Raw genomic sequence first — 25,678 nt, 5'->3', positions numbered from 1 at the left:
ATCCTGTCTGATGCGCCCGCATGACAATCACCTTCAAGGAGCGAGCAGTGATGAGTGAACAGGCTCCCGCCGCCGTCGACTCGCCGCCCGTGGGCCAGCTGTTGCGCCAGTTGCGTCAGCAGGCGCGCTTGAGCCAGCTGCAACTGGCCTTGCAGGCCGGCATGTCGCAGCGGCACCTGAGCTGCGTCGAGACCGGTCGTGCGCAACCGAGTCCGGCATGGCTGCACAGCCTGCTGAGCAGCCTGGACACCCCGCTGCAAACCCGCAACCGAGTGTTTCTCGCTGCTGGCTACGCACCGCGCTACGCCGCCCTGGCGTTGAAGGATCCGGGGCTGGAGCCGGTGCGCATGGCCTTGATGCACCTGCTCAAGGCCAACAACCCGGCGCCGGCCATTGTCATCGACAGCCTCTGGCAGGTGCAGGCGGCCAACCAGGCCACCACGGCCCTGTTTCAGCTGTTGGGGTTGCCGTTGCAGGCGCTTGAGCAGGGTTTCAATCTGTTGACGACGCTGTTGGCGCCCGGCGGTTTCGGCGACTGCCTGATCAACGCCGAGGAGATCCGCCAAGTGGCCTGGCAGCGAGCCGCGCGGGAGGCCGCGGTGGACCCTGAACTCGCGAGCTTGCTGGCGAGCCTGCCCGTTCCGGAGGCGTCGGCACCCGCTCCGCAGCTGGCCACGCCATTGCTGCTGACCCGGGTTCGCGGGCCCCAGGGCGAGCTGGGTTTTCTTTCCACCTTCACCACCTTCGGCATGCCCCAGGACATCACCGTGGCGTCACTGCGCATCGAGCACCTGATTCCCGCCGATGACACCACCTGGCAGGCCATGACCCAGGCCTGCAAACGCCTGGACGAGCGTGCCCCGGGCTAGATCGCCAGGACCCGTGCCCGTTGCGTCGATCAACAGCGCCAGGTGTGCGGATCAGGCGCGGGGGCTTTGCGGCACCAACGGGCAAGGTCGCTTGCGCTCTGAAGCAGGCTGCTCGCGCAGATTCAGGCGTGACGGCTGCGCGCCCAGCGCTGGCCCAGATAGAGGTAGACCGAAAGGTTGACCAGCAGCACCAGGCCGCCCAGCCACAGCTGGATGCCCGGGGTCAGGCCGGCGGGGTAGATCAGCGGGATCAGGTAGTGCTCGATGAACCCGGCGCCGTAGCCGTCCTGGCCGGCGGCGTGGCGCAGCAGGTTTTCCCAGCGGGTCAGTGGGCATTCCAGGTGCAGCACTTCCACCGCCACGCCCCAGGCGGCGGCCGGCAGGTGCAGCAGCATCAGCCGTGGATAGCGCAGCACCAGCAGGCCGCCCAGCAGCACGAAGACGATAAATGACAGGTGAAACAGCACCAGGCTGTCGGCGGCAATACGGTAGAGCATGGGGGTTCCTTGGCGAGGGGCAGGTCCGTGGCGCGAACGCCGGGGGGCAATATACCGAGGGTGAGCGGGCGCTGGCAGTGTTTGTTCATGAGGCAGGATAAAAGCCCGGGGCGCTGCCGGTTTTTGCCCGCAGCCGCCGTGGCGGCGCTACCTATACTGCTGGAACGCCATGGCGCTGTGTCGGATGCCGGCGCGGCTTCTGCGGGAGGAACCTGCCTTGCGGCGATCGATGCTCTGCTCTGGCCATTGCCTGCTGGCGCTGCTGCTGGTGCTCGCCGGCTGCGCTCACCGGGCCCCGGAAGCCGAAGTGCCGGCCCCGGTCAGCCCGGCCATTTGGCGTCAGGTCGACAGCGAGCTGCTCGACGCTTCCCGTAGCGCCACCGCCCAGGCTGAAGTCTACGCCCAGGGTTCCATGGAGCACTGGCGCACCCGGGTCTACCAGCAGACCGACGAGCAGTTCATTCCCTGGTTCAGCGGTTACTGGACCCAGGAATGGCTGTCGCTGAAGGTCGGCTGGTATTCGCTGAACAGTCGCGGCGACGCCGGGCAAGCCTCCGGGCGGTTGGCCGCCTACCTGCAGGAGCAGTACCAGGAACGGGTGCTGGCGCCGGTGGCGCTGGAGATCGATGCCGACGAGATCACCGGCGAGGCCATGGAGTTCTATGTGCAGTTGCTGCGCCAGCAACTGGCGCAGATCGGCCAGCGCTACCAGCTGCCGACGCCGCGGCTGGACCAGCATCTGGATCAGGTGCTGGCCATCGATCTGGGGCCGGCTGCCGAACAGCGCGCTTACTTGACCCAGCTGTTGCGGGTCGAGCCCATCGCCCGCTTGCCCGCTTACGGGCCGCTGTTGCGGCAGATTCGTGGCACGGCGGCGGCCGGGCAGGGCACGCCGGCCCCTGGCGTGTCCCAGGTGGCGCAGGTGACCAGCGAGAAAATCCAGGCCCAGTTCGCCACCCGTGGTGTCGCCGGTGCCGTGGCGGCGGCGGTGGGGCGGGTGGCCGGTGCGTTGATCTCGGTGGGGGTGGCCGGGGTCCGGGCGCTGGTCCAGGACCATGATCGGGACGGGGTGCAGGCCCAGACCCGGCGGGACCTGGGGGCGGCCTTCGACCAGGCCTGGTCCCGGCAACTGCATGACCCCGAGCATGGAGTCTTGGCCGGGGTGTATTACCTCGGCCGGCAGATCGAAAGCCAGTTGCAGGTCCCCGGGGTGGCGGAAGACCCGGCTGGCGGCCGTTCGCCCTGAGGGCCGCGTGGCGACTCAGCGCGGATCGGTCACGGCGGCGCTAGGCAGTGCGGCTTCATAGGCCTCAACTCCGGCCGCGTGGCGTCCGGCGATGTAGCCGAAGGTCATGGCCGGGCCCAGGTTGATGCCGCCGGAGGGGTAGAACCCGCCCATCACGCTGGCCATGTCGGTGCCCGCCGCATACAGCCCGGGGATCGCCGCGCCGGCCTGATCCAGCACCTGGGCCTGGGCATTGGTCTTGAGCCCGGCGAAGGTGCCGAAGCTGCCGGGCAGCACCTTCACCGCGTAGAACGGCCCCTGCTCGATGGGCGCCACGCAAGGGTTGGGGCCGGGGTACAGGGCGTCGCCCTGCTTGCGGTTGTAGGGCGTCGAGCCGCGGCCGAACTCGGGGTCCTGGCCGTGGCGGGCGTGCTGGTTGAAGTGCTGCACCGTGTCCGCCAGTGCCTGTGGGTCGATGCCGCATTGGCGGGCCAGGGCCTGGATCGAGTCGGCCCGCTGCAGGTAGCCGCTGCGCACCAGCGGGCCAACGGGCAACGGGAAGGGCCGGGCATAGCCCAGGCCGTAGCGGCGCTGGAAGCGATGGTCGCAGATCAGCCAGGAGGCCACTTCCTCGCCGGCTGGCACCTTCTCGACCATGGCGGCGGTGTAGTCGTAGTAGCCGTCGGCCTCGTTGACGAAGCGCTTGCCGTTGGCCAGCACGCCGATCAGCCCGGGCTTGGCCCGGTCGATGATGTGGGGAAAGTGCCCGACGCTGCCATCGGCATGCCGTACCCGCGATACCGGGGCCCAGGCCACCGGGCTGGCGAGGTCCGTGGCCAGGACCGCGCCGGCGGCTTCGCCGAGGCGGATGCCATCCCCGGAGCAGCTCGATGGCGGCAGGGCCAGATGTTCATCCGGCCCAGGTGCGCGAGGAAACAGCGCTTGGCGCCGAACCGGGTCATTGGCAAATCCGCCGGCGGCCAGCACCACGCCGCGCCGGGCGCGGATTTCCCGCGGGCCCCGGGGCGTGTCCACCAGGGCGCCGTGCACCCCTTGCTGATCCCGCAGTAGCGAGCGGGCCGGCGTGGACTCCATGAGGGTGACCCCCAATTGCTCGGCGGACTTGGCCAGCCGGCCGATCAACGCCACGCCGTTCACCAGGTGCATGGCCCGGCCGTGCAGCGCCAGGTCCCGCAGATGGCGGCTAAAGCGCTTGGCGACATGCAGCAGCGACTTGAACGAGCGGGTCATGCTGAGAAAGGCCCCCAGATCGGCCCCGGCCATGATCGGCATGCCCATGAACGAGGTTTCCCGCAGGGTCTTGCGCAGGCGTTTGAGCAGGGGGCCGATGGCCCGTGCGTCATAGGGCGCGGCAATCAGCTGATGGCCCTCGACCCCGGCGCCGGGCACCTGGCCGTGGATATCCGGAATGCCATTGCCATCGACGAATTGCAGGGCCGTGTGCTGCTCGAAGAAGGCCACCATCTGCGGCCCGTTATCCAGCAAGGCATCGATGCGCGCGGCGTCATAGCGTTCGCCCAGCTCATGCTTGAGGTAGGTGCGCGGTTGCTGCGGGTCTTCATCGATGCCGGCGCGGCGTGCCAGGGGGTTGCCCGGCACCCACATCCAGCCGCCGGACCAGGCACTGGCGCCACCGAAAGTGGAATCCTTTTCCACTACTATCACTTTCAAGCCGTGCCAGGCGGCGGTCACCGCGCAGGCCAGGCCAGCGGCGCCGGAGCCGATCACCAGCAAATCACAATCCAGGGGCGGTAGAGGGGGAGTGGGGGCTTGGGTCACGGAGCAGGCCTTTGTGCATGTTTTTATTCCCAGGTCCGGCTGATCGAGCGCCCAAGCCCTGGAACCGATGGCATCGTCCGGGTCGGGTTTTCGGCCGTCAGCGCTGCCTGGCTGTGCGGGTGCGCAGATCATGCAAGAAAATGGAATTATGTTCCAGTATTTTGAAAAGTGGCTTTTCCAGGGTAGCGATCCGCTCAGGTCCGGTGACAAAAGCTTGCACTTGCGGGGTAGGCAAAGCGCTTGCGGCGGGTTCCTAATAGGCACCGGCCGTGATGAGCCGAGCCTTGAGGAGAACAATAAGATGGGGCACTACCTAGAAATCAGCGCCGCTGATGGGGCGGGCGTATTCCGTGGCTATCTGGCCTTGCCCGCCAGTGGCCGGGGGCCTGGGCTGGTGATTGGCCAGGAGATTTTCGGCATCAACGCCAATATGCGCGCCACCGCTGATCTGTATGCCGAGGAGGGTTATGTGGCCCTGGTGCCGGACCTGTTCTGGCGTCAGCAGCCCGGGGTCGAATTGGGCTACAGCGCCGCGGACTTTCAGGTGGCCCTGGGCTTGTTCGGCGGCCTGGACCTGGACCGCGCGGTGCAGGACATCGCCGCCTCGATCGAGGCCCTGCGCGCTCTGGAGGCGGTCAGCGGCCCGGCGGTGGGCTACGTCGGCTATTGCATGGGCGGCAAGCTGGCCTACCTCACCGCCACCCGGACCGATGCGGCCTGCGCCGTGGGTTACTACGGCATGGGCATCGATGAATACCTGGACGAGGCGGTGCATATCCACGGGCGTCTGGTGCTGCACTTCGCCGAACAGGATGTCTATTGTGATGCTGCGGCCCGCCAGCGCATCGGCGCGGCCCTGGCCGGGCGCCCCGGGGTGGAGATCTACAGCTACCCGCAAGCCGACCACGCTTTTGCCCGCATCGGCAGCGAGCATTACCACAAGCCTTCGGCAACCCTGGCTCACGGGCGCAGCATCGCCGCGCTGAAAAAGGCGGTGGGGCCGGACTTCGACCTCGGTGCCCTGTGGGAGGCCCATGTCAGCCACGAATTCGCGACCCGGGACGTGCCGGCCACCATGGCGACCATGGTCAAGGAGCCCTACGTCAATCACGTGCCGACGCTGACCGGTGGTGTCGGCGCGGCTGATCTGAGCCGTTTCTACGAGCAGCACTTCGTCCACGGCAACCCGCCGGACACCCGCATGATCCCGGTGTCGCGCACGGTTGGCGCGTTGCAGGTGGTGGACGAATTCATCCTCTGCTTCACCCACAGCACGGAAATCGACTGGCTGCTGCCCGGGGTCAAGCCCACCGGCAAGTACGTGGAAATCCCCATGCTGGCGGTGGTCGGGTTTCGCGGCGACAAGCTGTGCCACGAGCACATCTATTGGGATCAGGCCAGCGTGCTGGTGCAGATCGGCCTGCTGGATCCGGCAGGGCTGCCGGTGGCGGGGGCCGAGTGCGCGCGCAAGGTGCTCGATGAAAGCCTGCTGTCCAACCAGTTGATGGCCCGTTGGCAGCGCTGACCCGGCAGACGTGCCAGGCGAAATGACAACGGGCCCCGCGAGGGGCCCGTTGCTGTGGCGTGGTTTGTGATGGGTTGTGTGATCCAGCTCAACTGACGACGCGGTAGCACGGCACATAGGCCGCGCCGCCGGGCAGCTTCATGCGGTGCTGCTCGACGAAGGCTTTGAGCAGCTGGTCCAGGGGCCGCATGATCGTCGGGTCGCCGTGGATGCTGTAGGGGCCTTTCTGTTCGATCAGGCGGATGCCCTGGTCCTTGACGTTGCCGGCGACGATGCCGGAGAACGCGCGGCGCAGGTTGGCCGCCAGTTCATGGGGCGCCAGGGCGTGGTTCAGTTGCAGGCTGGCCATGTTCTCGTGGGTCGGGTCGAAGGGGCGCTGCAGGCTCTCGTCGATCTTCAGCAACCAGTTGAAGTGGAAGGCGTCGTTGCGTTCGCGGCGGAACTGCTTGACGGTCTTCAGCCCCTCGGTCATCTGCCGGGCGACCTCCGCCGGGTTGTCGATGATGACCTGGTAGTGCTGCTGCGCGGCTTCACCCAGGGTCGCCAGGACAAAGGCGTTGAGCTGCTCCAGGTACGGCGCCGCGCTACGCGGGCCGGTGAGGATCACCGGGAACGGCAGGTCGCGGTTGTCCGGGTGCATGAGGATGCCCAGCAGATAGAGGAACTCCTCGGCAGTGCCGGCGCCTCCCGGGAAGATGATGATGCCGTGGCCGACACGGACGAAGGCCTCCAGGCGCTTCTCGATGTCCGGCAGGATCACCAGCTCGTTGACGATTGGGTTCGGTGCTTCGGCGGCGATGATCCCAGGCTCGGTCAGCCCCAGGTAGCGACCGCCGCTCATGCGCTGCTTGGCGTGGGCGATGGTGGCGCCTTTCATCGGGCCTTTCATCACGCCCGGGCCGCAGCCGGTGCAGATGTCCAGTTTGCGCAGGCCCAGCTCATGGCCGACCTTCTTGGTGTACTTGTATTCCTCGGTGTTGATCGAGTGGCCGCCCCAGCACACCACCATCTTCGGCTCGACACCGGGGCGCAGGGTGCGGGCGTTGCGCAGCAGGTGGAAGACGTAGTCGGTGATGCCCTGGGAGCTCTCCAGGTCGATGCGCTGGCTGTCCAGTTCGTTTTCGGTGTAGACGATGTCGCGCAGGGCGCTGAAGAGCATTTCCCGGGTGCTGGCGATCATTTCACCGTCGACGAAGGCGTCGGCCGGCGCGTTCAGCAGTTCCAGGCGCACGCCGCGATCCTGCTGGTGAATGCGCACTTCAAAATCGTGGTAGGCGTCGAGGATGGTCTTGGCGTTGTCGACGTGGGCGCCGGTATTGAGAATGGCCAGGGCGCACTGGCGGAACAGGGTGTAGATGCTGCCGGAGCCGGCGGCGCTGAGTTGTTGCACTTCACGTTGCGAGAGGGTCTCCAGGCTGCCTTTCGGGCTGACCGAAGCATTGATCACGTGTCTTTGCGGCATTAATCCATTTCCTGAAATCGGCGCCACCGCGCCATGTGCGCTCAGTGGCGAAAAAACGGCGGGGCAGTGAACAGAGCCACCGGTACGGGGCTTGGTTTCCAGCGGCAGGGCAAGAAAGCAAACGTCGTTGCGAGGTTATTCGCTGCTTGAATCTACCTCATGCCGGGCCGCTGTGGCGGGAAAAATGACGATCCGCGTCGTGAACGGCGTGTCAGCTCCCAGAAAATCAGGCAAAGGCCTGGCGCAACAGTTCCGGCAGAATCTGTCCGGCCTTGCCCACCAGGCTGTATTCCTCAGGCTTCGTACAGGCCTGGGGCTGCGGGTTGATGTGCACCACGCAGGCACCTTGCTCCAGCGCCAGTTGGGGGATCTGCGCCGCCGGCTGCACCAGACCCGAGGTGCCTACCGATAGCAGCAGGTCGCATTCGCCTGCCGCTTTGAATGCCTCTTTGAGGATGTGCGGTGGCAGGGCTTCGCCGAACCACACCACCCCGGGGCGGATCTTGCCGTTGCAGCCGGTGCAACGGGGGGGCTCCAGGCTGCAACCCTGCTCCGGCAACACGGGTTCTGGCAGTTCGCCGCTGAAGGGGCGGTTGCAGGCGAAGCACTTGGGGTGGTGCAGGCTGCCGTGCAGGTGCAGCACCGAGGGGCTGCCGGCGCGCTCGTGCAGGTCATCGACATTCTGGGTGATCAGGGTCAGGCGCGGTACGCGTCGGGCCAGTTCGGCAATCGCCAGGTGGGCCGGGTTGGGGCGGGCCTGGAGCACTTTCATACGGCGCCATTCATACCAGCCCCAGACCAGCGCCGGGTCCTCGCGAAAGGCTTGGGGCGTGGCCAGCCGCGCCGGGTCGAAGTTCTCCCACAACCCGGTCAGGGCGTCGCGAAAGGTCGGGATGGCGCTTTCGGCCGAGACTCCGGCGCCACTGAACACCACCAGGTGTCGGGCCTGGGCCAGGCGTTGGGGATCGAATTCCATGGATGACCTGTCTCCCTTGTTACGCTGATATCGGGGTCGCATTATCGCCAGCCGGTTCGGACCTGTCCGAAAAAAACACTGCGGGCGCATCGGGAATGAATTTATCGTCAAGCCGCCGCTCATAACTCTTGTCAGCGGTCCTGTCCGCGCAATTCTCAACCTTTCAGGGAGTGTCAGCCCCATGTGCCCAGCCTCATCCGTGCGCCCCGACGCCACCTCTCGCTTGATCCTGGTGGTGGAGGACGAACCGACGGTGCTGGAGTTTCTTTGCGAGATTCTGCAGGACGAGGGGTTTGCCACCGAGGCCATGGAGAGTGCCGATCGGGCCTGGGAATTCCTGCAGCAACATGCCGCGGACGTGGCCCTGCTGCTCACCGACATCAGCATGCCCGGCACGCTCAACGGCGCCAGCCTGAGCAACCTGTGCGGTGAACGCTGGCCGTCGCTGCCAATCGTGGTGATGTCGGGTTTCGAGACCCCCGAGAGTTCCGGGGTGCGCTATCCGGTGACCTTCATCCGCAAGCCCTGGACCATCGGGCAGATCCTCGACTGCGTGGAAGGTGCGTTGAAATCGGCCCAGGGTTGAGGCGTTGCGCCTCACCCCGGCCAATCGCCGGTGTTACTCCTTGACGCTCATGAACTCCTTGGCCCAGACGATGTAGTCCTCGGGCTGGGTGTAGGTATGGGCCAGCTCGGTGGCACTCAGGTCCGAGGCCTGGGTGAAGATCTGCCGCTGCTCGCGCAGGCAGTCGTAGGTGGCCTTGATCGCGGCGAAGTAGGCGGCGTGGCCGTCCACCGCGATTTTCACCCCCAGCTCGGCCAGGCGGGCATCGTCGCGCAGTGCCGGGTTGCCGTAGGTCACCAGCATCAGCGGCACGCTCAGGTGCTCGGAGATCTGTTCCAGTTGCTCGAAATCACGGATGCCGACCATGCAGATGGCGTCGGCGCCTGCGCGCTGGTACTGCTGGGTGCGGCTGATGATTTCCTGCACCGGGAGGATTCCGGCGTTGGTCCGGGCGATGATCGCCAGCTCGGTGTCGACCCGGGCTTCCAGGGCGGCGCGGATCTTGCCGACGCCTTCGGCCACCGAAATCAGGTCGGTGGATTTGCGCCCGAACTGCGCCGGCAGCAGGGTGTCTTCGATGGTCAGCGCGGCGATGCCGGCCCGTTCCAGTTCCACCACGGTGCGCATCACGTTCAGCGCGTTGCCGTAGCCGTGGTCGGCGTCGGCGATCACCGGCAGCTGGGCCACGCGGCCGATGCGGGTGGCCTGCTCGGCGAATTCGCTGAGGGTGATCAGGGCGAAGTCGGGGGCCGCCAGCACCTGCAGCGAGGCCACGGAACCGCCGAGGATGCCCACTTCAAAACCCAGGTCGGCGGCGATGCGCGCGGACATCGGGTCGAACACGGAAGCGGTGTGGTAGCAGGAGTTGGAGGCGATCAGTTCACGGAAACCGCGGCGCAAATCTTGATGGGAAAGCCTGGACATAACAGCTCCGAGATAGGATCGAGAGATCGACCTTGGGGTCGAGTCAAATTTTGCAATCAGTTCCCTTGGTGAGCCGATGATCGAAAGGCTCACAGCGAAACGTTAGTTGGGCAGATGAAGGTGAAGCAAAGGGGGATAACAAGGCATCTGGGTCCCGCTCGGTTGGGTAAACCGGCAGGTTTATTATGCGAGGCCGACATAGCAGGACGAGGCTATCACGCTCCAATGCCGCAGTTGATGAGGAATTTGCATAGCATTATGCCGGACCGGCATTGGCATTTTTTTGTCGACCGAATATTGCAGAGGCGGCGGCCCCTTGTCGATCCGCGGCAAATCAAGGAAGCTGCCGCGCCTCGAACGGTGCCTTCTGCACCGGATAACGGCTTGGTCCAGGGATGCAGGCAATGACGCTCAGGGTGTTGGTGGTCGGTGGTTATGGCAATTTCGGCAGCATCGTCTGCCGCTATCTGATCCAGACGCCCGGGGTGCATCTGCTGATTTCCGGGCGTGACCCGCGCAAGCTCGCAGCCAAGGTTCAGGCGCTGCAAGCCGAGGGTGGACAGCCCTGCGAAGGCTGGTGCGGCGATGCCATGGGCCCGCAGTGGGTGCCGGCGCTCAAGGCCCTGGATGTGCATTGGGTGATCCACACCGCAGGGCCGTTCCAGGGTCAGTCCTATGCGGTGGCCCAGGGCTGCATCGAGGCCGGGGTCAACTATTGCGATCTGGCGGACTGCCGGCAGTTCGTCGGTGGCATTGGCGTCCTCGACGCCCAGGCCCGGGCGGCCGGGGTAATGCTGCTCAGCGGTTGCAGCTCGGTGCCGACCTTGTCGACGGCGATCATCGATGAGCACCGTGAGCGTTTCTCCCGCATCGATCGGATCGAGCACGGCATTTCCTCCTCGGCGAAAATGCCCGGCCTGTCCACCATCCAGGGCGTGCTGGCCTACGCCGGCCGGCCGATCCTGCAACTCAAGGACGGCCAGCCGCTCCCGGTGATCGGCTGGCAGGGCCTGACCCTGCGCAAGTTGCCGGGTCTGGGCACGCGGCTGGTGGCCAATGTCGATGTGCCGGACCTGGACCTGTTCGCCGAGCGTTATGGTGCTCACACCCTGAGCTTCAAGGCTGGTGCCGGGCTGAAGGTAGCCGGGCTGGCCAACGCCCTGCTGGCCCAGGCGGTGAAGCTCGGGCTGATCGCCGACCCGGCGCCTTGGGCTGCGCGTTTGCATCGTTGCGGCACTTGGTTTGAAGGTTTCGGCGACGGCCTCAGTGCCATGTACGTGGACGTGCATGGCCTGGGCCAGGACGGTCAGCCGCTGTCGATGTACGCGCAGTTGACCGCCACCCACGACCATGGTCCGGAGATCCCCAGCTGCGCGGCGGTGGCGGTGGTGCACAAGCTGCTGGCCGGCCATGTGCCGGCCCCGGGTGCCCGGTCCAGCGCCGGCGAGGTCAGCGTGGCGGAGTACCTGCGGGCGATCGATGACCCTGACCACCTGCGGCTGCAGGTGAGTTTCTCGCGCCCGCCGGTCTAGAACCCACTCACCACAGCAGCGGCTTGGCGAGGTCCTTCCAGAACAGCCAGCGGTGGGTTTCGTGGTGCTCGCCGGTGCCGATCTGCCAGTCCGGGCGCCCGGCGTCCAGGTCTATCTTGACGATGATCCCGGCATAGGTGGCGGCCACCAGGGTCTTGCCATCGGCGCTGATGTCCAGGGCGGTCAGGGTCGAGCCGATGTAGTGCTGCCAGCGTTCCTCGCCGGTTTCACTGACGGCCCGCAGGTAGCCGTAGGCGTCGCCGATGATGAACTCGTCGCCCCGTGAGGCGGCGGCGTACACCCGGGCGCCTTCCTGCAGCACCGGGGTGCGCGGGTCGTCGCTGTAGAAGTCGGTGGAGAGCCCCGGCAGGTCGGCCACCGCCACCCCCAGGCTGGCGCCGCCGTAGAAGTGGCAGGCGTTGAGCAGCAGGCGGTCGCCGCGCGGGTTGAAGTGCGCAAAGTGCGGGTACTCGCTGGCGGGGCCGATCTGCGCGACCCGTTGCAACCTCGCATCGAACACCAGGTGCATACCGCTTTGCTCGCCGATGGCGATCCACTGGCCATCGGGCGACACCGCGCCATGTTCCATGCTCAGGCCGATGCTCAGGTCCTCCGGGGCGACGCCGTCGGCCAGCTCTTGCTTCAGGTCTTCCAGGCTCGGCAGCAGGCGCGTGGCACCTTCGGCGGCGAGGACAAAGATGCCGTCGGCGCTCACCAGCAGCACCCGGCGCCCGTCGGGGAAGGGAATCAGGCTGGTGGGGGTGGGGCGCCCGCTGTCTTCCAGGTCTACGCCAGCCGGCAGGCTCGCGTGGGGATCGGGCCAGGCAAAACTTGCCACCTGCGGCCCGTTCCAGCCGTCAGTGACCTGAATGCCGTCGGCCCGGCCCCAGGCGAAGTAACGCCGCTGCGGGCACACGCCGAAGCACTCCACCTGCTCCAGGGTTTCGATCCGCGCGTCCTCGATATGCACCACGCAGCCGGCCTCGTAGGGCGCGCCGATGCGGGCCAGCAGGCTGCCGTCCGGCAACAGGGCCAGGGTCGGAATCATCCGCCCCTGGCTTTCCAGGCGTGGCGTCAGTGGGAAGTGTGCCGGTGGCCAGTCCTGGCGGAAGGCGTGGTGCTGCGCGGCGTCGTAGGGGCCTTGGTTGCTCGCTTGCAGAGCCGCCTGCCAATCCTGCAACAGGTGCTCGGTGTCGGGCATGTTCGGCTCCTTCAGGCCCTTCCAGCCCTCGCGGGTGCCGGTTTCGACATACTGGTTGATGTCGCGGGCATAGGTCAGCACGGCTTGCCGCCATTGCTCTTGCGGGGAGCGGTTTGAATTCGACTGGGACATGCGCACGGGACTCCTTGTGGCGCTGGAAAAGGCGTAGCAGACCGGGGGATGGACCGGAAAGGCGCGCAGTTTATCCCTTGGCGGCGGTTTTTTTTCAAGGAGCCCGAGTGCCGCTGCTCAAGGCGCATAGGTGCTGACCCGATTGCGCCCGGCGTGCTTGGAGGCGTACAGCGCCTGGTCGGCCCATTCGATCAGGCAGCGGTGATCCCGGGCCGGGCGGTCGAGGCAGGCGATGCCCAGGCTGATGGTGAAGGCGATGGCCTGGCCGTTGTGGATCACCTGCTGCTGTTCTGCCGACTGGCGCAGGCGCTCGGCCAGGGTCTGGGCCCCGCTCAGGTCGGTGTGGGGCAGGAGGATGGCGAATTCCTCGCCGCCATAGCGCCCGGCCACATCGCTGTCGCGCACATGCGCGTGGATCAGCTGCGAGACGCGCTGAATCACCGCGTCCCCGGCCTGGTGCCCATGGCGATCGTTGATCGACTTGAAGTGATCGATGTCCAGCATCAGCAGGGCGATGGCGCTGCCGTGGCGGCTGTACTCGAACGCCAGGCGCTGTTCCCAGTGACCGCGGTTGAACAGCTGGGTCAGGTGATCGATGCGCGACAGGTGCTGCAACTGCCGGTTGGCCTGCTGCAGCGCCAGGCTGTTGATCGCCACGTCGGTGACGTCGTAGATCACCAGGCAGACGTGGTGGATCTCGCTGTTGGACGAACGCAGCGGCAGCAGGGTGGTGTTCTGGTACATGAACTCGCCCTGGCCGGTGATCGGTTGGTAGTTCTTGAAGTGCACCAGGTACGGCCGTTGTTTCCAGATCGTGAAGGCCGGGGTGCCCAGGGCCACCACGCGACTCACTTTGCGGCTGAACCAGGGCCGCTCGACCTCGGGAAACAGCGCGAAGAACGACTGGTCGATGGCCTGCTTGGAGGGCACGCCGGAGCGGTTCTCCATAAAGCTGTTCCACACCTGGACTTGGCATTCGAGGTCGAGCACCACGATCCCCACGTCGATGCTCTGGACCACCGCCAGCAACCAGTGCAGCTCACTGAAATCCATTCGTTTGGGCATGGCTCAACTCATCAGGTAGGCGAGTTTCTGTTCCAGAAGGGGCATGGAGTCCTCGGTGAACAACAGCAACAGGTCGAAGTGGATGTTCTGTTCTTCCAGGCTGTAGCTGATCTCCACCGCCTGGGTCTTTTTCCAGCGCTGCTGATTGAGCACGATCAATTCGTCGATGCTGGTGTGCTCCCCCAGTACCTGGGGATGGCCCACGGAAAAGAACACGTCCAGCTGTTCGGCGATGCTGCTCAGGCAGGCGCCGATCAACACGCTGGAGAGGTCGATCAGCACTTCCATTTCCTGGTAGGAATCGGTGCCTTGTTCCATCAGCTGGGCGATGTCCGCCACTTCCGAGTCGTAGAACAACAGCAAGGCTTCGCCGGCGATGCCGCTGCCGATGTAGCCCTGGCAGATGGCGGTCAGTTGCCGGGCCCGGTTGGCGTCGGCCAGGAGCATCTGCAACTCGCCGGCTTCGAGCACGTTGACGTGGGGAATCGGCAGGTGCACGAACACATCCAGCACCTTGGCGATCAGCGCCGCGGCGTAGCCCATGGAGACGTTGACGGTTTCCCGGAAGGCGTCGCGGAAGGTCACCACCGGGGGCGGCGAGGGCGCTATCGGATGCTTGGGCGGCGGGCTGTCCAGCAGTTGCAGTTGCTTGAGCAGGGCGCGCAACTGCTGGGGATCGAAGGGTTTCTTGAGAAAGGCCAGGGCGCCCAGCTCGCGGGTGCGGCGCACGGCTTCTTCCTGGACGTCGCCGGAGATGACGATGATCTGCGCGTCGATGCCTTCTTCCTGCACGGCGCTCAACACCTGGTAACCGTCCATGAGCGGCATGGTCAGGTCCAGCAGCGCCACCTTGCCCAGGCCCCGGCGCAGTGCCTCCAGGCCCTCGCGCCCGTTGCAGGCCTGGGTCACCGATACCTGCCACTCGCTGGGCAGGGTCCGCAGCACCTGCTTTCTGGCCATGCTTGAGTCATCGCAGACGAGGAGGGGGATCATCGGGGTCGGACGCTCATTCGAAAAAATCCGTGGCGCGATAGTGTTCGGCAAGGTGGCGAGTTATCGCGTTGATAAGGTGTTGCAGGGCTGTCCGTGCCGCGCCGAACTATAGTTCGCAGAGCGTCGCAAGAACAAGTCGCGGCTCATTGAGTTATTTGTTCCAGATCATTATCCGGTGGATTCAAGCGTCATATGACGGCCTGGGCTGCACTGGCGACATAGCGCGACTTTTCAATGGGTTATCAATATCGCTGGCTGTTTTCTGGCGTTTGAAAAATGACGCACTCGCCATAACTTGCAAGTTCAAGTGTGTAGTGCGGGTTGTACTCGTGGCAGTTGGCCCCTGGGCATCAAGAGTTCTTGTATGGGCATCGTGCTCCAAGGCGCTCAAAGTGTGCTCGCGCCATTGTGCGCACGGCCTGCTCGCCGTCCTGTATATGCAACAAAACCTTACGCGCCAGGTTCTCCGGTTCGAGGTTGAAAACGCCGCAGCCCGGATTCTGCGCCGCCTTGGGCGATGGCGGCGCCCGCCTGGGGCGTGGCGCAGAAAAATGTCAGATTTTGAGTCCCGGCCTGGACCTTTTTCCGCAATGCGCAATCATTACTGCGTGGAAAACATAAGGAGAGACGCATGTTCATCCGGTCATTGACCCTCGCAACTCTGCTCGCTGTCGCCGGCCCGGTCCTGGCTGCCGACAACGATGGCCCACTGACGCAGGACCTGGGCAAATCACGACCATTGATCGTGATCGCTCCCAGCACCGTGGACCCGACCCTGGTGAGCCTGAAGAAGTCCCTGGATGAGCCGGCCAACCGCCAAGCCTTCAACGAACGCAACATGGTCCTGTACACCGTGATCAACACCATCGGCCAGCGCGATGGCAAGGACATCGATCCGCAATCCACCATGGCCCTGATCCGCAGCCTCAAGCTCGGCGCCGGGGCGCAGACCAAGGTGATCCTGGTGGGCAAGGACGGCGAGAAGAAGCTGGAGCACTCCGGGGCCATCGAGCTCAAGGAAGTCTTCAGCGCCGTCGACCAGTTGCCGGCCGCGGAGAAGCAGGCCGCCGCACCGGCCCCGGCTCCCGAGCCCGAAGCCAAGCCGGCCAGCGCCAAAGCCGGTAAAGCGGCCAAGCCCGCCGCCGCTCCCAAGGCCCTGGACGATTGATCCGGGGCACCGGGGCGGGCCCGCGCCGCGCTCCGGTGTCGTTCAAGCAGCGTTGAGGATCTGCTCCAGGCCCTTAACGATCTGCTCCACGTCAGCTTCATCGATCACCAAGGGCGGCAGCAGGCGAATGGTCTTGCCGCGGGTGACATTGATCAGCAAACCTTGATCCCTCGCGGCAATCTGCACCAGGTCCCGTGGCGTGTTGCGCAACTCGATGCCGACCATCAGGCCCCGCCCGCGAATCTCCAGGACCTGGGCATGGCCCTGCAATGCTTCCCGCAGGCGCCGCAACAGCAGCGCACCCTGGCGCTCGGCATTGGCCAGCAGATCTTGCTCCTCGATGATCTCCAGCACGGTGCACGCCGCCCGACAGGCCAGGGGATTGCCGCCAAAGGTGCTGCCGTGGCTGCCGGGGGTGAACAGTTGCGCGGCCTTGCCCCGGGCCAGGCAGGCACCGATGGGAATGCCGTTGCCCAGGCCCTTGGCCAGGGTCATCACGTCTGGCACCACGCCTTCGTGCTGACAGGCGAACCAGCGTCCGGTGCGGCCGATGCCGCTCTGGATCTCGTCCAGCATCAGCAGCCAGTTGCGCCGGGTGCACAGCTCGCGCACGGCCTTGAGGTAGCCGGCGGGTGCCAGCCGGATGCCGCTCTCGCCCTGGATCGGCTCCATCAACACGGCGCAGATGCGTGGGCCATGCTCGGCAACGGCGGCCTCCAGCGCCTTGAGGTCAGCGAAGGGCACCCGGAGAAAATCCCCCGGCAACTGGCCGTAGTTCAGGCGCACGGCGGGTCCGTCGCTGGCGGCCAGGGTGCCCAGGGTGCGGCCATGGAAGGCGTCCTCCATGACCACAATCAGGGGCTGCTCGATGCCCCGGTGCCAGCCGTGCAGCCGCGCCAGCTTGAGGGCGGTTTCGTTGGCCTCGGCGCCCGAGTTGTTGAAAAAGGCCCGGTCCATCCCGGCCAGCGCGGTCAGTCTGGCGGCCAGCTGCTGCTGCCAGTGGATGTCGTACAGGTTGGAGCTGTGCAGCAACAGGCCGGCCTGTTCGCTGATGGCCTTGACCAGTTTGGGGTGGGCGTGGCCGATCGCCGTTACCGCGACCCCGGCGATGGCGTCCAGGTACTCGCGCCCGGCCTGGTCCCAAAGTCGGCTGCCCAAACCCTTGCAGAAGCTCAGGGCCAGGGGCTGGTAGGTGCTCATCAGGCAGGCGGCGGTCATGGCGGGCGACTCCATCTTGTTGGGGGTGCGGCCAGTATCGTTAGTCACCCAGGCTAGATAAACTCGGCAATTCTTTAATCATCTTGAAGTCAGGGTTGATAATGGATCTGTTCCAGGCGATGTCGGTGTACGTCAAGGTGGTGGAGGCGGGGAACATGACCGCTGCGGCCCGTGAGTGCGGCTTGTCCACCACCATGGTCGGCAATCATCTGCGGGCGTTGGAGCAGCGCCTTGGGGTGCGCCTGCTCAACCGCACCACGCGACGCCAGCGCCTCACTGAGTTCGGCACCGATTACTACCAGCGCTGCCTGGCGGTGCTGGGGCTGGTGGCGGACTCCGAGCGCCTGGCGGAGCAGGCCCAGGGCGAGCCTTCCGGGACCTTGCGCATCACCGCGCCGCTGACCTTTGGCACCGAGCGCCTGGCGCCGGCCTTGAGCGAGTTCCAGCAGCGCTGTCCGCAGGTCAAGGTGGAGCTGACCCTGGCCAACCAGCGTTTCGATCTGAGCGATGGCGCTTTCGACGTGGCCGTGCGCCTGGGCAACCTGGACACCTCGGCGCTGATCGCCCGGCGCCTGCAGGACTACACCCTGACCATCTGCGCCGCGCCGGAGTACCTGGAGCGTTGCGGCACGCCGCAGGTGCCGGAAGACTTGAAGCAGCACAACTGCCTGGCGTTCGCCTATCCGGCCGGTGACGAGTGGAGTTCCACCGCCACCCAATGGCCCTTGCGCGGGCCCGAGGGCGATGTGCTGATTCCGGTGTCCGGCTCGTTGCTGACCAACACCTCGTCCGGTCTGCACCGTGCGGCCCGGGGTGGGCTGGGGCTGGTGATGATGCCCGATGCGCTGGTGGAGGAGGACCTGCAGCAGGGCCGGCTGGTGCCGGTGCTGCAGGACTATCAGTTGCCGTTTCGGACCATGCACCTGCTGTATGCCCAGGACCGCTACCGCCTGCCCAAGCTGCGCCACTTTGTCGACTTCGCCCTGGAGAAGTGGGGGCGTCAGGCCGACTCGGAAGCCAGCAGCATCATCGCTGCCGACAAGGTGTGAGCGTCGGTGATCCGCCCGGCGGCGATCATCGCCAGCAGCTCCTGGCGGCTGACCCACAGCACGCTGTCCACCTCGCCGTCGGTGGCGGCGCTCTGCTGCTCGCTGATCTGTACCTGACACACCGCCACCGCGCTGGCGATCAGTGAGGTGTTGCTGTGCAGCAGGCCCAGTTGGCGCACGGACGAAGCCTGGCGGCCGGTTTCTTCCAGCAGCTCCCGGGCCGCGGCGTCACAGGCGCTTTCCCCGGCATCGATGGCACCCCGGGGAAACTCGATGGACTGGCCGCCAATGGCCCGTCGCTTGAGCTCCACCAGCATCAGCCGGCCATCGGCCAGGGTCGGCACGGCCACCACGCCGTTCACCGCCTGGGCTTCCTTGATGATGAAGTAGCCGTTTTCGCGGACCACCTTGAAGTACGGGGTTTGCAGCAGGCACTGGCTTTCGGTGACGGAACTCATGGGCGGCATTACTCCAGAAAACAACGATCGAACAGGTACAGCTCGGTGGGCTTGAGCGTTTCCACCGTGGCTTGCGGGCGGCCACCATCGCCGCTTTTCTTGCGCCCGGTTTCCTGCAGGTAACCGGCCTCGCTCATCTTCAGCAGGCGCTGGCGGATGCTGGTCTTGAGCACCGGGCGTTGCAGCACCAGGGAGAAGATGCTCACCGCCTCGGGGGCGCTGAACTCGTTGCCGAGGAACATCAGCGGCAGGCTGCTGTACAGGGATTTGGAAAACAGCCTTTCCCGTGTCTGGGCCACCAGGCTGTTGTGGTCGAACGGCAACTTGAAGGCGCCGCTGGCCACCTCGCCAAGGGCAAAGAAACCCTGCTGCGGGCCCGGCTGCACCGGGTCGCTGACAATCCCCAGGTAGAAGGTCGAGGACGACCAGCAGCGCGGGTCGCGGAAGGCGTCGCCGACGGTGCCGACCTGTTCCAGCCAGGCCAGGGGCATGTCGACCTTGCTTGAGCGGCGCAGGCGTTCCACCGCGTCATTCAGGCTGCGGTCCTCGACATCGCCGTTGACCACGATGCCCGGCAGCGCCCAGTGTCCGGCGAATGGTTCGCTGTCCCGTTGGTGAAGGAGAATTTCCAGCTCGCAACGCTCGCGGTTGTAGCGCAGCAGGCACAGGTCGATGGTGTGCAGGTAGGCGCTGGGGAGGGTGGGGCGGTCGTGCATATCAACTTCCGTGGGCGGCGTAGAGGCCGTAGTTTAGCGGATTCAGGCCCGGTGCCAGCCATTGGCTGGGCGGTGTTTCGCCCCGGGCCAGGCACTGGCGCAACACGCTGCTGCGCACTCCGGGCTGCTCCTCGATGCAGAGGATGGAAAAACGCTGCAGCAACTCTTCGCCGCGATGGAACCTGGGCAACTGCCGCGCCACGTCTTCGCCCACCACCAGGGCGATGCGCTTGCCGTCCAGGGCCAGGTCGTCGGCCAGGCGTTGCAGCAGGGTGAAGCTGTAGACCGGTCCCGGGTCGGCCAGGGCCAGCTGGCGCTCCAGGCGGCTGACCGCCAGCTCGGCGCGGCACTCGGGTTGCAGGTGCGCGGTGATCGCCTGCAACCAGTGGGCCCGTTGCTCGAAATCGGCCATGCGCTTGCCATCCGGGTGGCGAAAGCTGGGCACCACAAGAACCCGGCGAGCGTGGCGCGCGGCTTCGAGCATCACTTGGGCGTGTCCGGCATGGGGCGGGTTGAAGGCGCCGCCATAGAGGGCCAGTTCAAACATCTGCTTTTCCTCATTGGGTACATGACGTGTACCTTATCACCGCTTTTGCCTACGGAACATCTTCTTTTTGGCTTCCTTAATCTTTAAGGATTGAGACGAAGGTTGAAAATAAATTGCGCGAGGGCTTGCCATGAAAGTACATGATATGTACTTTTTGCTCCATGCAGAGGAGAGACCCAGCATGAACAGCCAAACGATGAAGACCGCTTCCTTCGATGTCGACGCGCAAAAGAGCTTCACCCCGCTGTGCCCGGACGAGCTGCCCGTGGCCGAAGGCGAGCGCATCGGCGGCGAACTGAATTTCATGGCGACCCTGGCCAGCCTGCGCATCGGCAGCAAGGACGCCCACAGCCCCCAGGCGCCCTGGGTGGTGGCCGGGCACGACCAGATGCTCCAGCCCACCGGCCTGGAACACGCCGACCTGACCTGGGTCAGCCACTGCGTACCGGGTACCACTGGCTTCACCCTTTTGGACGAACTGCCTGCGCCCTATGACTACGACTACTTCGTGTGGAAGGGCGTAGAGCCGGACCTGCACCCCTACGGCGCCTGCTACCACGACCTGCACGGCAAGCTGTCCACCGGGGTCATCGAGTACCTCAACAGCCAGGGCGTGCAACAGGTCATCGTCGGCGGCCTGGCCCTGGATTTCTGCGTCAAGACCACCGCCCTGCAACTGGCCGCTGCCGGTTTCAAGGTGATCATCCACCTGCCGGCATGCCGGGCCATCAGCGCCGAGGGCGCCACCCAGGCCATTGCCGACATGCAACAAGCGGGCATCACGGTTGCCGCGACCCGCGAAGAAACCGCCAGACTGGCCAAGGCTTGAGGAGTCATCATGGAAAGTGCATTCGACCGTAACAACGGCGTGATCCAGAGCCTGCTGGACACCGACTACTACACCTTCACCATGATGCAGGCGGTGCTGCACCAGCACCCCAATGTCGATGTGGAATACCAGTTCATCGTCCGTTCCAAAGAGTCCCTGGTGCACCTGATCCCCGAGATCCGCCAGGAACTGGAAAAGCTCGCCGGCCTGCAGATGCGCGAGGGCGAGCAGCGCTTTCTGTTCAACAAGCGCTTTCGCGAATACCTGACCCCGGACTTCGAGCAGTTTCTCGGCCTGTTCCGCTTCAACCTGCGCTACATCCACGTGGCGGCGGTTGATGGTCAACTGAGCATTCGCGTGCGTGGCCCGATGCTGCACTGCATCATGTTCGAACAGCCGGTACTGGCCATGGTCAGCGAGCTGCGCAACCGCGATAAATACCCCGAGGTGGAGCTGGAGGACGTCACCCGCCGGCTCTATCAGAAGTTCGAATGGCTGGAGAAAAACGCCAGCCGCGACGAACTCGCCGAGTTCCGCGTCTCGGATTTCTCCACCCGCCGGCGCCTGTCGTTCAAGGCCCAGCGCGAAGTGGTGAAGATCATGCGCAGCGATTTCCCTGGGGTCTTCGTCGGCACCAGCAACGCGCACCTGGCCTACGAGTTCGACCTGCCGCTGATCGGCACCATGGCCCACCAGTGGTTGATGGTGCACCAGCAACTGGGGCGGTTGCGGGAGAGCCAGAACGCCGCCCTGGAGAACTGGGTGCACGAGTATCGCGGACGTCTCGGCATCGCCCTGACCGACTGCATCAGCACCGACTTCTTCCTCAAGGACTTCGACCTGTACTTCGCCAAGCTCTACGACGGCCTGCGCCAGGATTCCGGGGACCCGATCCTCTGGGCCGACAAGGTCCTGGCCCGCTACCGCGAACTGGGCATCGATCCACGGACCAAGGACCTGATGTTCTCCGACGGGCTGAACTTCGAAAAATGCCTGCCGATCCTGCGTCACATGCGCGGTCAGGCCAGGTTCGGTTTCGGCATGGGCACCAGCCTGGCCTGCGACGTCGAAGGCGTCGAGCCACTGAGCATCGTGATGAAACTGGTGCGGGTGCACGGTGAACCGGTGGTGAAGTTCTCCGACGACCCGATCAAGAACGTCTGTGAAGATCCGTCGTTCCTGCGCTACGCGGCCCAGGTGTTCAACGTCGATCTTGCCCGCTCGCCCCTGGAGGCCTGACATGAGCAGTCAAACCCAAGAACGTATCGCCCGGGAACTGGGCATCGATCGGCAACTGCTGCGCGGTGGCGAGGCCGCCGAGATCGCCCGCCGCGTGGACTTTATCCAGCAAGTGCTGCGCGAGTCCGGTTGCAGCACCCTGGTGCTGGGCATCAGCGGCGGGGTCGACTCCCTGACCGCCGGCCGCCTGTGCCAGCTGGCGGTGGAGCAACTGCGCGGGGCAGGGCATGAGGCGCGGTTTATCGCTATGCGCCTGCCCTATAAAAGCCAGGCGGACGAAAGCGATGCCCAGGCGTGCCTGGACTTCATTGGCCCGGACAGCATCAGCACCTGCAACATTGCCGACAGCGTCGACGGCCTGATGAAGCAGGTGCGGATCGACGGCCTGCAGCCTTCGCCGGCCCTCACGGATTTTACCAAGGGCAACGTCAAGGCCCGGGCGCGAATGATCGCCCAGTACGCGGTGGCCAATTTCAGCAACGGCCTGGTGGTGGGCACCGACCACGGCGCCGAGGCGCTGATGGGGTTCTTCACCAAATACGGCGACGGCGCTTGCGACCTGGCCCCGCTGTCAGGCCTGACCAAGACCCAGGTACGCCTGCTGGCCGACGCCCTTGGCGCCCCGAAGCATCTGGTGCACAAGGCCCCCACCGCGGATCTGGAGGAGCTGGCTCCGGGCAAGCTGGACGAAACGGCCTACGGTTGCAGCTACGCAGAAATCGATGCCTACCTGATGGGCGAGCCCGTTACCGACGCAGTGCGCCAGTTGATCGAGCGTGCCTACCTGCGCACTGCCCACAAACGCGCCTTGCCCCGCACCCCGTCTTATCGGCATGCGTCGAATGACCTCTCCCAGCCGGTCCTGCCTAGCGCCCTGTAGCCGCTGCCGCAGGCTGCGATCGGCTCCGCAGGAGACGCGGCGAGCTGAAGGCCGCCAGAGGTCCGTCGGGAAATCGTCAAGCAAGGTCCTGTGGCCTTTGTCGACAGGGCCGGTCAATCCGGCCATTTCTTCAAGGCCACACGGCATTCTTCGGTCAGCTCCGGCATATGCTCTCGTACCTGTGGCCAACCCAATATCTCCAGCGCCTCGCGGGCGCCTTCTCGCAGCGGTTGCCATTGCGGGTGCTCGAAGCCATTGTCTTCCAGGGTCATTCCATAGGCCTCCCGGTGCAGGGCCTCGCAACCACTCAACAAGACCTGCAGGCGTTGGTGCAAATGGGGGGCCAGGTGCGCTGGAAAGCGCTGCACAAAGCCGTCGAGATAATCCAGATGGTCGGACCACAGATTGCACTCCGCGCAGCAGCCGATCTCCAGGCGCTGGCGGTCCGCTTCCAGGGCCAGGAACTCCAGGGCCGGGCCGAGCTCGCCCACCAGGATGATCTTTCGGTAGTCGTCCTGGCCGTACCAGTTCCAGATGTTCGAGGCGAGAGGCGGTGTCACAGCGTTTCCCCTGCATGCCACCAGTCAGGTCGCTCGCTCTTGAAGGAGTGATGGGTCGGCATCAGCGCCTTGCGGTTGTTGCTGTCGAACGTACCCAGTAGCAAGGCAATGCACGGTTCGTCATCGATGGCGCCCAATGAGCTGCCGCACTGGGAGCAGAACGCCCGACTTGAATAGTCCGACGACCTGAAGGTGGCTGGTGCGCCGCCGGGGCCGGTCCAGGTCACCCGCTCGCGGGGGAACTCGACCCACGCCACAGTCAGCGCACCGCTGTGCCGCTGGCACAGTTTGCACGAGCAGGTGTGAGGATTGGCGGCCGGTCCCCGAGCCTCGAAGCGGATCTGCCCGCACAGGCAGCCACCCTGGTAAATGCTGGCAGTCATCAGCGTTGGTTCTCCTGAGGAATCAGGCGGTCTCTTTCCAGGTCTCGCAGCAGTTCATCGAGCATTTCTCGACGGCTTTCGATTTGCACCGGCGGCACATACCAGGCCGCGACGCTATAGCCTTCACGACGGTAGTCATAGGTCTTGAGCACCTGGCCGTCCTTGAGCAGGCTGCCGCGCAAATTGCACTGGTAGGAATAGGGCAGGGGGAACGTCAACAGGGTGATGGCATTCAATGCGCCGAGCAGTCCTGCACTCTTGCCTCCAGGCTCGCTGATCAGCAGGCTGTAGCCGCTGCGACTGTAACCGCCATCGAGAAAGGAGAATGCCCCGGTTTCACGCAGGGCGGCGATGGTTTGCCGTTGCTCTTGTTCATCGAAACGGCTTTTTGCCGGGCCCAGGTCCAGGGTCAGCGGTACATAGGGGTGTTGACTGCGGTAGTCCAGCGGTTGCATCCGGGTGCCACAGCCACCGAGGATCAGGGTGGCGCAGAGCAGGGCCGTCAAACCAATCGGTTTCATTGTGCCGGTCCCGATCTGGGCAACAGTTGATCCTGTTGCAGATCGCTGGCAAAGGCGCGAGCGATGCGCTGGATATTCTGCTCCTGCATTTCCCCGCCCTGATCCAGCAGCCAAGTGTATTTGTGGGTCAGGTTGCGATAGCTGTAGCGCTTGAGGAGCTTGCCCTCGTGCAGCAGGCTGATGTCGGTGTGGGTGTCGATGCCATTGGAGAGCGGCATCAGGAACAGAGTGGCGGCACTGAGGAAGATCAACGGCATTGGCGGCATGTCCCGCTCGGACTTGAATTGAATGCGGGCGCTGTAGTCGCCAGCTTGTCCGGCGCCGGTCTGGACATCTGCGAACACTCCGGTGGCACGCAGGGCGTTACGTAACTCAGCGGCGCGCAATGGGTCGTCGACCAGCACATGCAGGGGCATCAAATAGGCTTGGCCATCAGGCAGTGGACGGTCCGGGAGGGTGTCGGTCGCGGCACAACCACCAAGCATCAGGAGGGCACAGAGGATAAGGCTGGATTTCATGGGCGAGTCTCTATAGCCGCATTGGCCGAGCCTGGGCTCTTGTTGACGGGGAGAATGAAGGGTTTGGCCTTGTCCAGATCCAGCGGTAGTAACTGCAGATCCGGCAGCCCCGGCACCTGACGCTGGGCGATGGCGGCGTCACGGGGCATCTGGTTGCTCCAGGCAAAGAAGCACTGGGTCACTTGGCTGCAGACCGAACGGAACTCGCCGATGTAATACGCCTTGCCGGCCTCCAGGCGCAGCGGCAGGACGAACTCTTCGCGCGCTTCCTGGGATTGCAGGCGTGAGCCGAGCCCCGGGGTATGGACCATGGACCAGAACTGGAAGTTGTAGAACTCGTAATCACCCGGTTTGAGCGGCATGACGAATACGCTGCCGGCGGCACGGGGTTCATGTATGTCCTCAGGCGTTGGCCGTGGGTCGCCCTCCCAGAGTGCCGCGGCGCCATTGATTGAGCCGCGCTTGCGAATCAGCAGGCGCAGGTTGGTGGCAGCGCCGCCGTTGGCCAGGTATTGCGGACCGATAGCACCCACCAGGTAGGTCGTGGGTTCGTTGGCAGCGGGTTGCAGAGGGGCGCTGACGAAAGCCGCGGGTTGACTGATACAGCCGGAAACTACACTGCTGGCCAGCAGCAAGGCCGAAGCTTTGATTACGCGAAACATAGTGGGCCCTGAAGGTGGCTTTGGATAAAGCGCGGGCAGGGGGCATGTATGTCTGTGCGTAGCCCTCCCTGGCGCTGCTCATGAGCGGCGCCGATGGTACGGAATCGGTTGGGCTTTGGGTAGTTGCGGCCAGTGACAATTGCTAGAGGGGGGCTATTGACCGA

General features: G+C 65.0%; 27 protein-coding genes. 10 read left to right on the top strand and 17 right to left on the bottom strand.

Annotated features, from left to right (window positions below):
* Nucleotides 1-50 precede the first annotated feature (50 nt).
* Complete coding sequence (locus tag GWQ44_RS28925; protein WP_275928903.1) at nt 51-869, top strand: helix-turn-helix domain-containing protein; 819 nt, start codon at nt 51-53, stop codon at nt 867-869.
* A 122-nt stretch (nt 870-991) separates the two neighbouring features.
* Here the strand turns inward: GWQ44_RS28925 and GWQ44_RS28920 are convergent, their stop codons facing one another.
* A complete protein-coding gene (locus GWQ44_RS28920; RefSeq protein WP_016962891.1) occupies nt 992-1,366 on the bottom strand; it encodes a DUF2784 domain-containing protein in 375 nt (124 codons plus the stop codon).
* Between the two features lie 217 nt (nt 1,367-1,583).
* On the opposite strand from GWQ44_RS28920, the gene GWQ44_RS28915 reads away from it, so the two are divergent.
* Nucleotides 1,584-2,612, top strand: coding sequence for a hypothetical protein (locus GWQ44_RS28915; RefSeq protein ID WP_275928902.1), 1,029 nt, complete (start codon nt 1,584-1,586; stop codon nt 2,610-2,612).
* A 15-nt stretch (nt 2,613-2,627) separates the two neighbouring features.
* Here the strand turns inward: GWQ44_RS28915 and GWQ44_RS28910 are convergent, their stop codons facing one another.
* Entirely contained in the window at nt 2,628-4,391 is a 1,764-nt protein-coding gene (locus GWQ44_RS28910) for an FAD-dependent oxidoreductase (RefSeq protein WP_275928901.1), read from the bottom strand.
* Nucleotides 4,392-4,692: 301 nt separating this feature from the next.
* Between GWQ44_RS28910 and GWQ44_RS28905 the strand changes: the two genes are divergently transcribed.
* A complete protein-coding gene (locus GWQ44_RS28905; protein ID WP_275928900.1) occupies nt 4,693-5,916 on the top strand; it encodes a dienelactone hydrolase family protein in 1,224 nt (407 codons plus the stop codon).
* A gap of 88 nt (nt 5,917-6,004) precedes the next feature.
* Here the strand turns inward: GWQ44_RS28905 and ppnN are convergent, their stop codons facing one another.
* Both ppnN and GWQ44_RS28895 read right to left on the bottom strand, forming a co-directional pair.
* Nucleotides 6,005-7,378 carry a nucleotide 5'-monophosphate nucleosidase PpnN gene (gene ppnN / locus GWQ44_RS28900; protein ID WP_016966441.1) on the bottom strand — a complete coding sequence of 458 codons (1,374 nt, stop codon included), beginning with the start codon at nt 7,376-7,378 and terminating at the stop codon, nt 6,005-6,007.
* A 226-nt stretch (nt 7,379-7,604) separates the two neighbouring features.
* Entirely contained in the window at nt 7,605-8,354 is a 750-nt protein-coding gene (locus GWQ44_RS28895) for an NAD-dependent deacylase (protein ID WP_047303728.1), read from the bottom strand.
* 181 nt (nt 8,355-8,535) lie between these two features.
* Here GWQ44_RS28895 and GWQ44_RS28890 point away from each other — a divergent pair, with 181 nt between their 5' ends.
* Nucleotides 8,536-8,940: a response regulator gene (locus tag GWQ44_RS28890; protein ID WP_275928899.1), complete on the top strand. Its 405-nt coding sequence runs from the start codon at nt 8,536-8,538 to the stop codon at nt 8,938-8,940.
* Between the two features lie 33 nt (nt 8,941-8,973).
* Here the strand turns inward: GWQ44_RS28890 and GWQ44_RS28885 are convergent, their stop codons facing one another.
* Entirely contained in the window at nt 8,974-9,843 is an 870-nt protein-coding gene (locus tag GWQ44_RS28885) for an oxaloacetate decarboxylase (RefSeq protein WP_016966444.1), read from the bottom strand.
* A 404-nt stretch (nt 9,844-10,247) separates the two neighbouring features.
* Here GWQ44_RS28885 and GWQ44_RS28880 point away from each other — a divergent pair, with 404 nt between their 5' ends.
* Complete coding sequence (locus GWQ44_RS28880) at nt 10,248-11,375, top strand: saccharopine dehydrogenase NADP-binding domain-containing protein (RefSeq protein WP_275928898.1); 1,128 nt, start codon at nt 10,248-10,250, stop codon at nt 11,373-11,375.
* A gap of 7 nt (nt 11,376-11,382) precedes the next feature.
* On the opposite strand, the gene GWQ44_RS28875 is transcribed toward GWQ44_RS28880, so the two are convergent.
* From GWQ44_RS28875 to GWQ44_RS28865, 3 genes are all read right to left on the bottom strand, one after another.
* Nucleotides 11,383-12,708 (bottom strand): hypothetical protein, encoded by a 1,326-nt coding sequence (locus tag GWQ44_RS28875; RefSeq protein ID WP_275928897.1) that lies wholly within the window; start codon nt 12,706-12,708, stop codon nt 11,383-11,385.
* A 117-nt stretch (nt 12,709-12,825) separates the two neighbouring features.
* Nucleotides 12,826-13,773, bottom strand: coding sequence for a sensor domain-containing diguanylate cyclase (locus tag GWQ44_RS28870; protein ID WP_275928896.1), 948 nt, complete (start codon nt 13,771-13,773; stop codon nt 12,826-12,828).
* Between the two features lie 3 nt (nt 13,774-13,776).
* Nucleotides 13,777-14,766, bottom strand: a complete 990-nt coding sequence (locus tag GWQ44_RS28865; RefSeq protein WP_275928895.1) for a response regulator — start codon at nt 14,764-14,766, stop codon at nt 13,777-13,779.
* A gap of 631 nt (nt 14,767-15,397) precedes the next feature.
* On the opposite strand from GWQ44_RS28865, the gene GWQ44_RS28860 reads away from it, so the two are divergent.
* Nucleotides 15,398-15,934, top strand: a complete 537-nt coding sequence (locus GWQ44_RS28860) for a DUF4174 domain-containing protein (protein WP_016965213.1) — start codon at nt 15,398-15,400, stop codon at nt 15,932-15,934.
* A 42-nt stretch (nt 15,935-15,976) separates the two neighbouring features.
* On the opposite strand, the gene GWQ44_RS28855 is transcribed toward GWQ44_RS28860, so the two are convergent.
* Complete coding sequence (locus tag GWQ44_RS28855; protein WP_275928894.1) at nt 15,977-17,152, bottom strand: acetylornithine transaminase; 1,176 nt, start codon at nt 17,150-17,152, stop codon at nt 15,977-15,979.
* Between the two features lie 101 nt (nt 17,153-17,253).
* Here GWQ44_RS28855 and GWQ44_RS28850 point away from each other — a divergent pair, with 101 nt between their 5' ends.
* Nucleotides 17,254-18,201, top strand: a complete 948-nt coding sequence (locus GWQ44_RS28850; protein WP_199012292.1) for a LysR family transcriptional regulator — start codon at nt 17,254-17,256, stop codon at nt 18,199-18,201.
* Here the strand turns inward: GWQ44_RS28850 and GWQ44_RS28845 are convergent.
* From GWQ44_RS28845 to GWQ44_RS28835, 3 genes are read right to left on the bottom strand one after another with little or no spacing between them, the layout of a single operon-like run.
* Complete coding sequence (locus tag GWQ44_RS28845; protein ID WP_275928893.1) at nt 18,153-18,659, bottom strand: NUDIX hydrolase; 507 nt, start codon at nt 18,657-18,659, stop codon at nt 18,153-18,155. The two genes, GWQ44_RS28850 and GWQ44_RS28845, sit on opposite strands and share 49 nt — an antisense overlap.
* Before the next feature lie 8 nt (nt 18,660-18,667).
* Nucleotides 18,668-19,375, bottom strand: a complete 708-nt coding sequence (locus GWQ44_RS28840; RefSeq protein WP_016962670.1) for an NUDIX hydrolase — start codon at nt 19,373-19,375, stop codon at nt 18,668-18,670.
* Nucleotide 19,376: 1 nt separating this feature from the next.
* Entirely contained in the window at nt 19,377-19,922 is a 546-nt protein-coding gene (locus tag GWQ44_RS28835; RefSeq protein ID WP_179596795.1) for an adenylyltransferase/cytidyltransferase family protein, read from the bottom strand.
* A gap of 181 nt (nt 19,923-20,103) precedes the next feature.
* On the opposite strand from GWQ44_RS28835, the gene GWQ44_RS28830 reads away from it, so the two are divergent.
* From GWQ44_RS28830 to nadE, 3 genes are read left to right on the top strand one after another with little or no spacing between them, the layout of a single operon-like run.
* Nucleotides 20,104-20,751: a nicotinamidase gene (locus tag GWQ44_RS28830; protein ID WP_103740028.1), complete on the top strand. Its 648-nt coding sequence runs from the start codon at nt 20,104-20,106 to the stop codon at nt 20,749-20,751.
* A gap of 9 nt (nt 20,752-20,760) precedes the next feature.
* Nucleotides 20,761-21,990, top strand: a complete 1,230-nt coding sequence (pncB, locus tag GWQ44_RS28825) for a nicotinate phosphoribosyltransferase (RefSeq protein ID WP_275928892.1) — start codon at nt 20,761-20,763, stop codon at nt 21,988-21,990.
* Between the two features lies 1 nt (nt 21,991).
* Entirely contained in the window at nt 21,992-22,870 is an 879-nt protein-coding gene (nadE, locus tag GWQ44_RS28820) for an ammonia-dependent NAD(+) synthetase (RefSeq protein ID WP_275928891.1), read from the top strand.
* A 113-nt stretch (nt 22,871-22,983) separates the two neighbouring features.
* Here nadE and GWQ44_RS28815 read toward each other — a convergent pair whose 3' ends face one another.
* Genes GWQ44_RS28815 through GWQ44_RS28795 form a run of 5 tightly spaced genes read right to left on the bottom strand, consistent with a single transcriptional unit; the run spans nt 22,984 to nt 25,514 of the window.
* Nucleotides 22,984-23,430, bottom strand: a complete 447-nt coding sequence (locus GWQ44_RS28815; protein ID WP_275928890.1) for a hypothetical protein — start codon at nt 23,428-23,430, stop codon at nt 22,984-22,986.
* Nucleotides 23,427-23,813: a GFA family protein gene (locus tag GWQ44_RS28810; RefSeq protein WP_275928889.1), complete on the bottom strand. Its 387-nt coding sequence runs from the start codon at nt 23,811-23,813 to the stop codon at nt 23,427-23,429. Before GWQ44_RS28810 ends, GWQ44_RS28815 begins: the two co-directional genes overlap by 4 nt.
* Nucleotides 23,813-24,334, bottom strand: coding sequence for a lipoprotein (locus GWQ44_RS28805; protein WP_047303749.1), 522 nt, complete (start codon nt 24,332-24,334; stop codon nt 23,813-23,815). The genes GWQ44_RS28810 and GWQ44_RS28805 overlap by 1 nt, the downstream gene beginning before the upstream one ends.
* Complete coding sequence (locus GWQ44_RS28800) at nt 24,331-24,852, bottom strand: hypothetical protein (protein ID WP_275928888.1); 522 nt, start codon at nt 24,850-24,852, stop codon at nt 24,331-24,333. The genes GWQ44_RS28805 and GWQ44_RS28800 overlap by 4 nt, the downstream gene beginning before the upstream one ends.
* A complete protein-coding gene (locus GWQ44_RS28795; protein WP_016962679.1) occupies nt 24,849-25,514 on the bottom strand; it encodes a hypothetical protein in 666 nt (221 codons plus the stop codon). Before GWQ44_RS28795 ends, GWQ44_RS28800 begins: the two co-directional genes overlap by 4 nt.
* Nucleotides 25,515-25,678: the final 164 nt, after the last annotated feature.

The sequence above is a fragment of the Pseudomonas sp. 3MA1 genome (genome assembly GCF_029237275.1).
GTDB classification, from domain to species: Bacteria; Pseudomonadota; Gammaproteobacteria; order Pseudomonadales; family Pseudomonadaceae; genus Aquipseudomonas; species Aquipseudomonas fluorescens_AP.
Note: the sequence above shows the minus strand (reverse complement) of the source record. Positions and strands in the feature narration are given on the sequence as shown.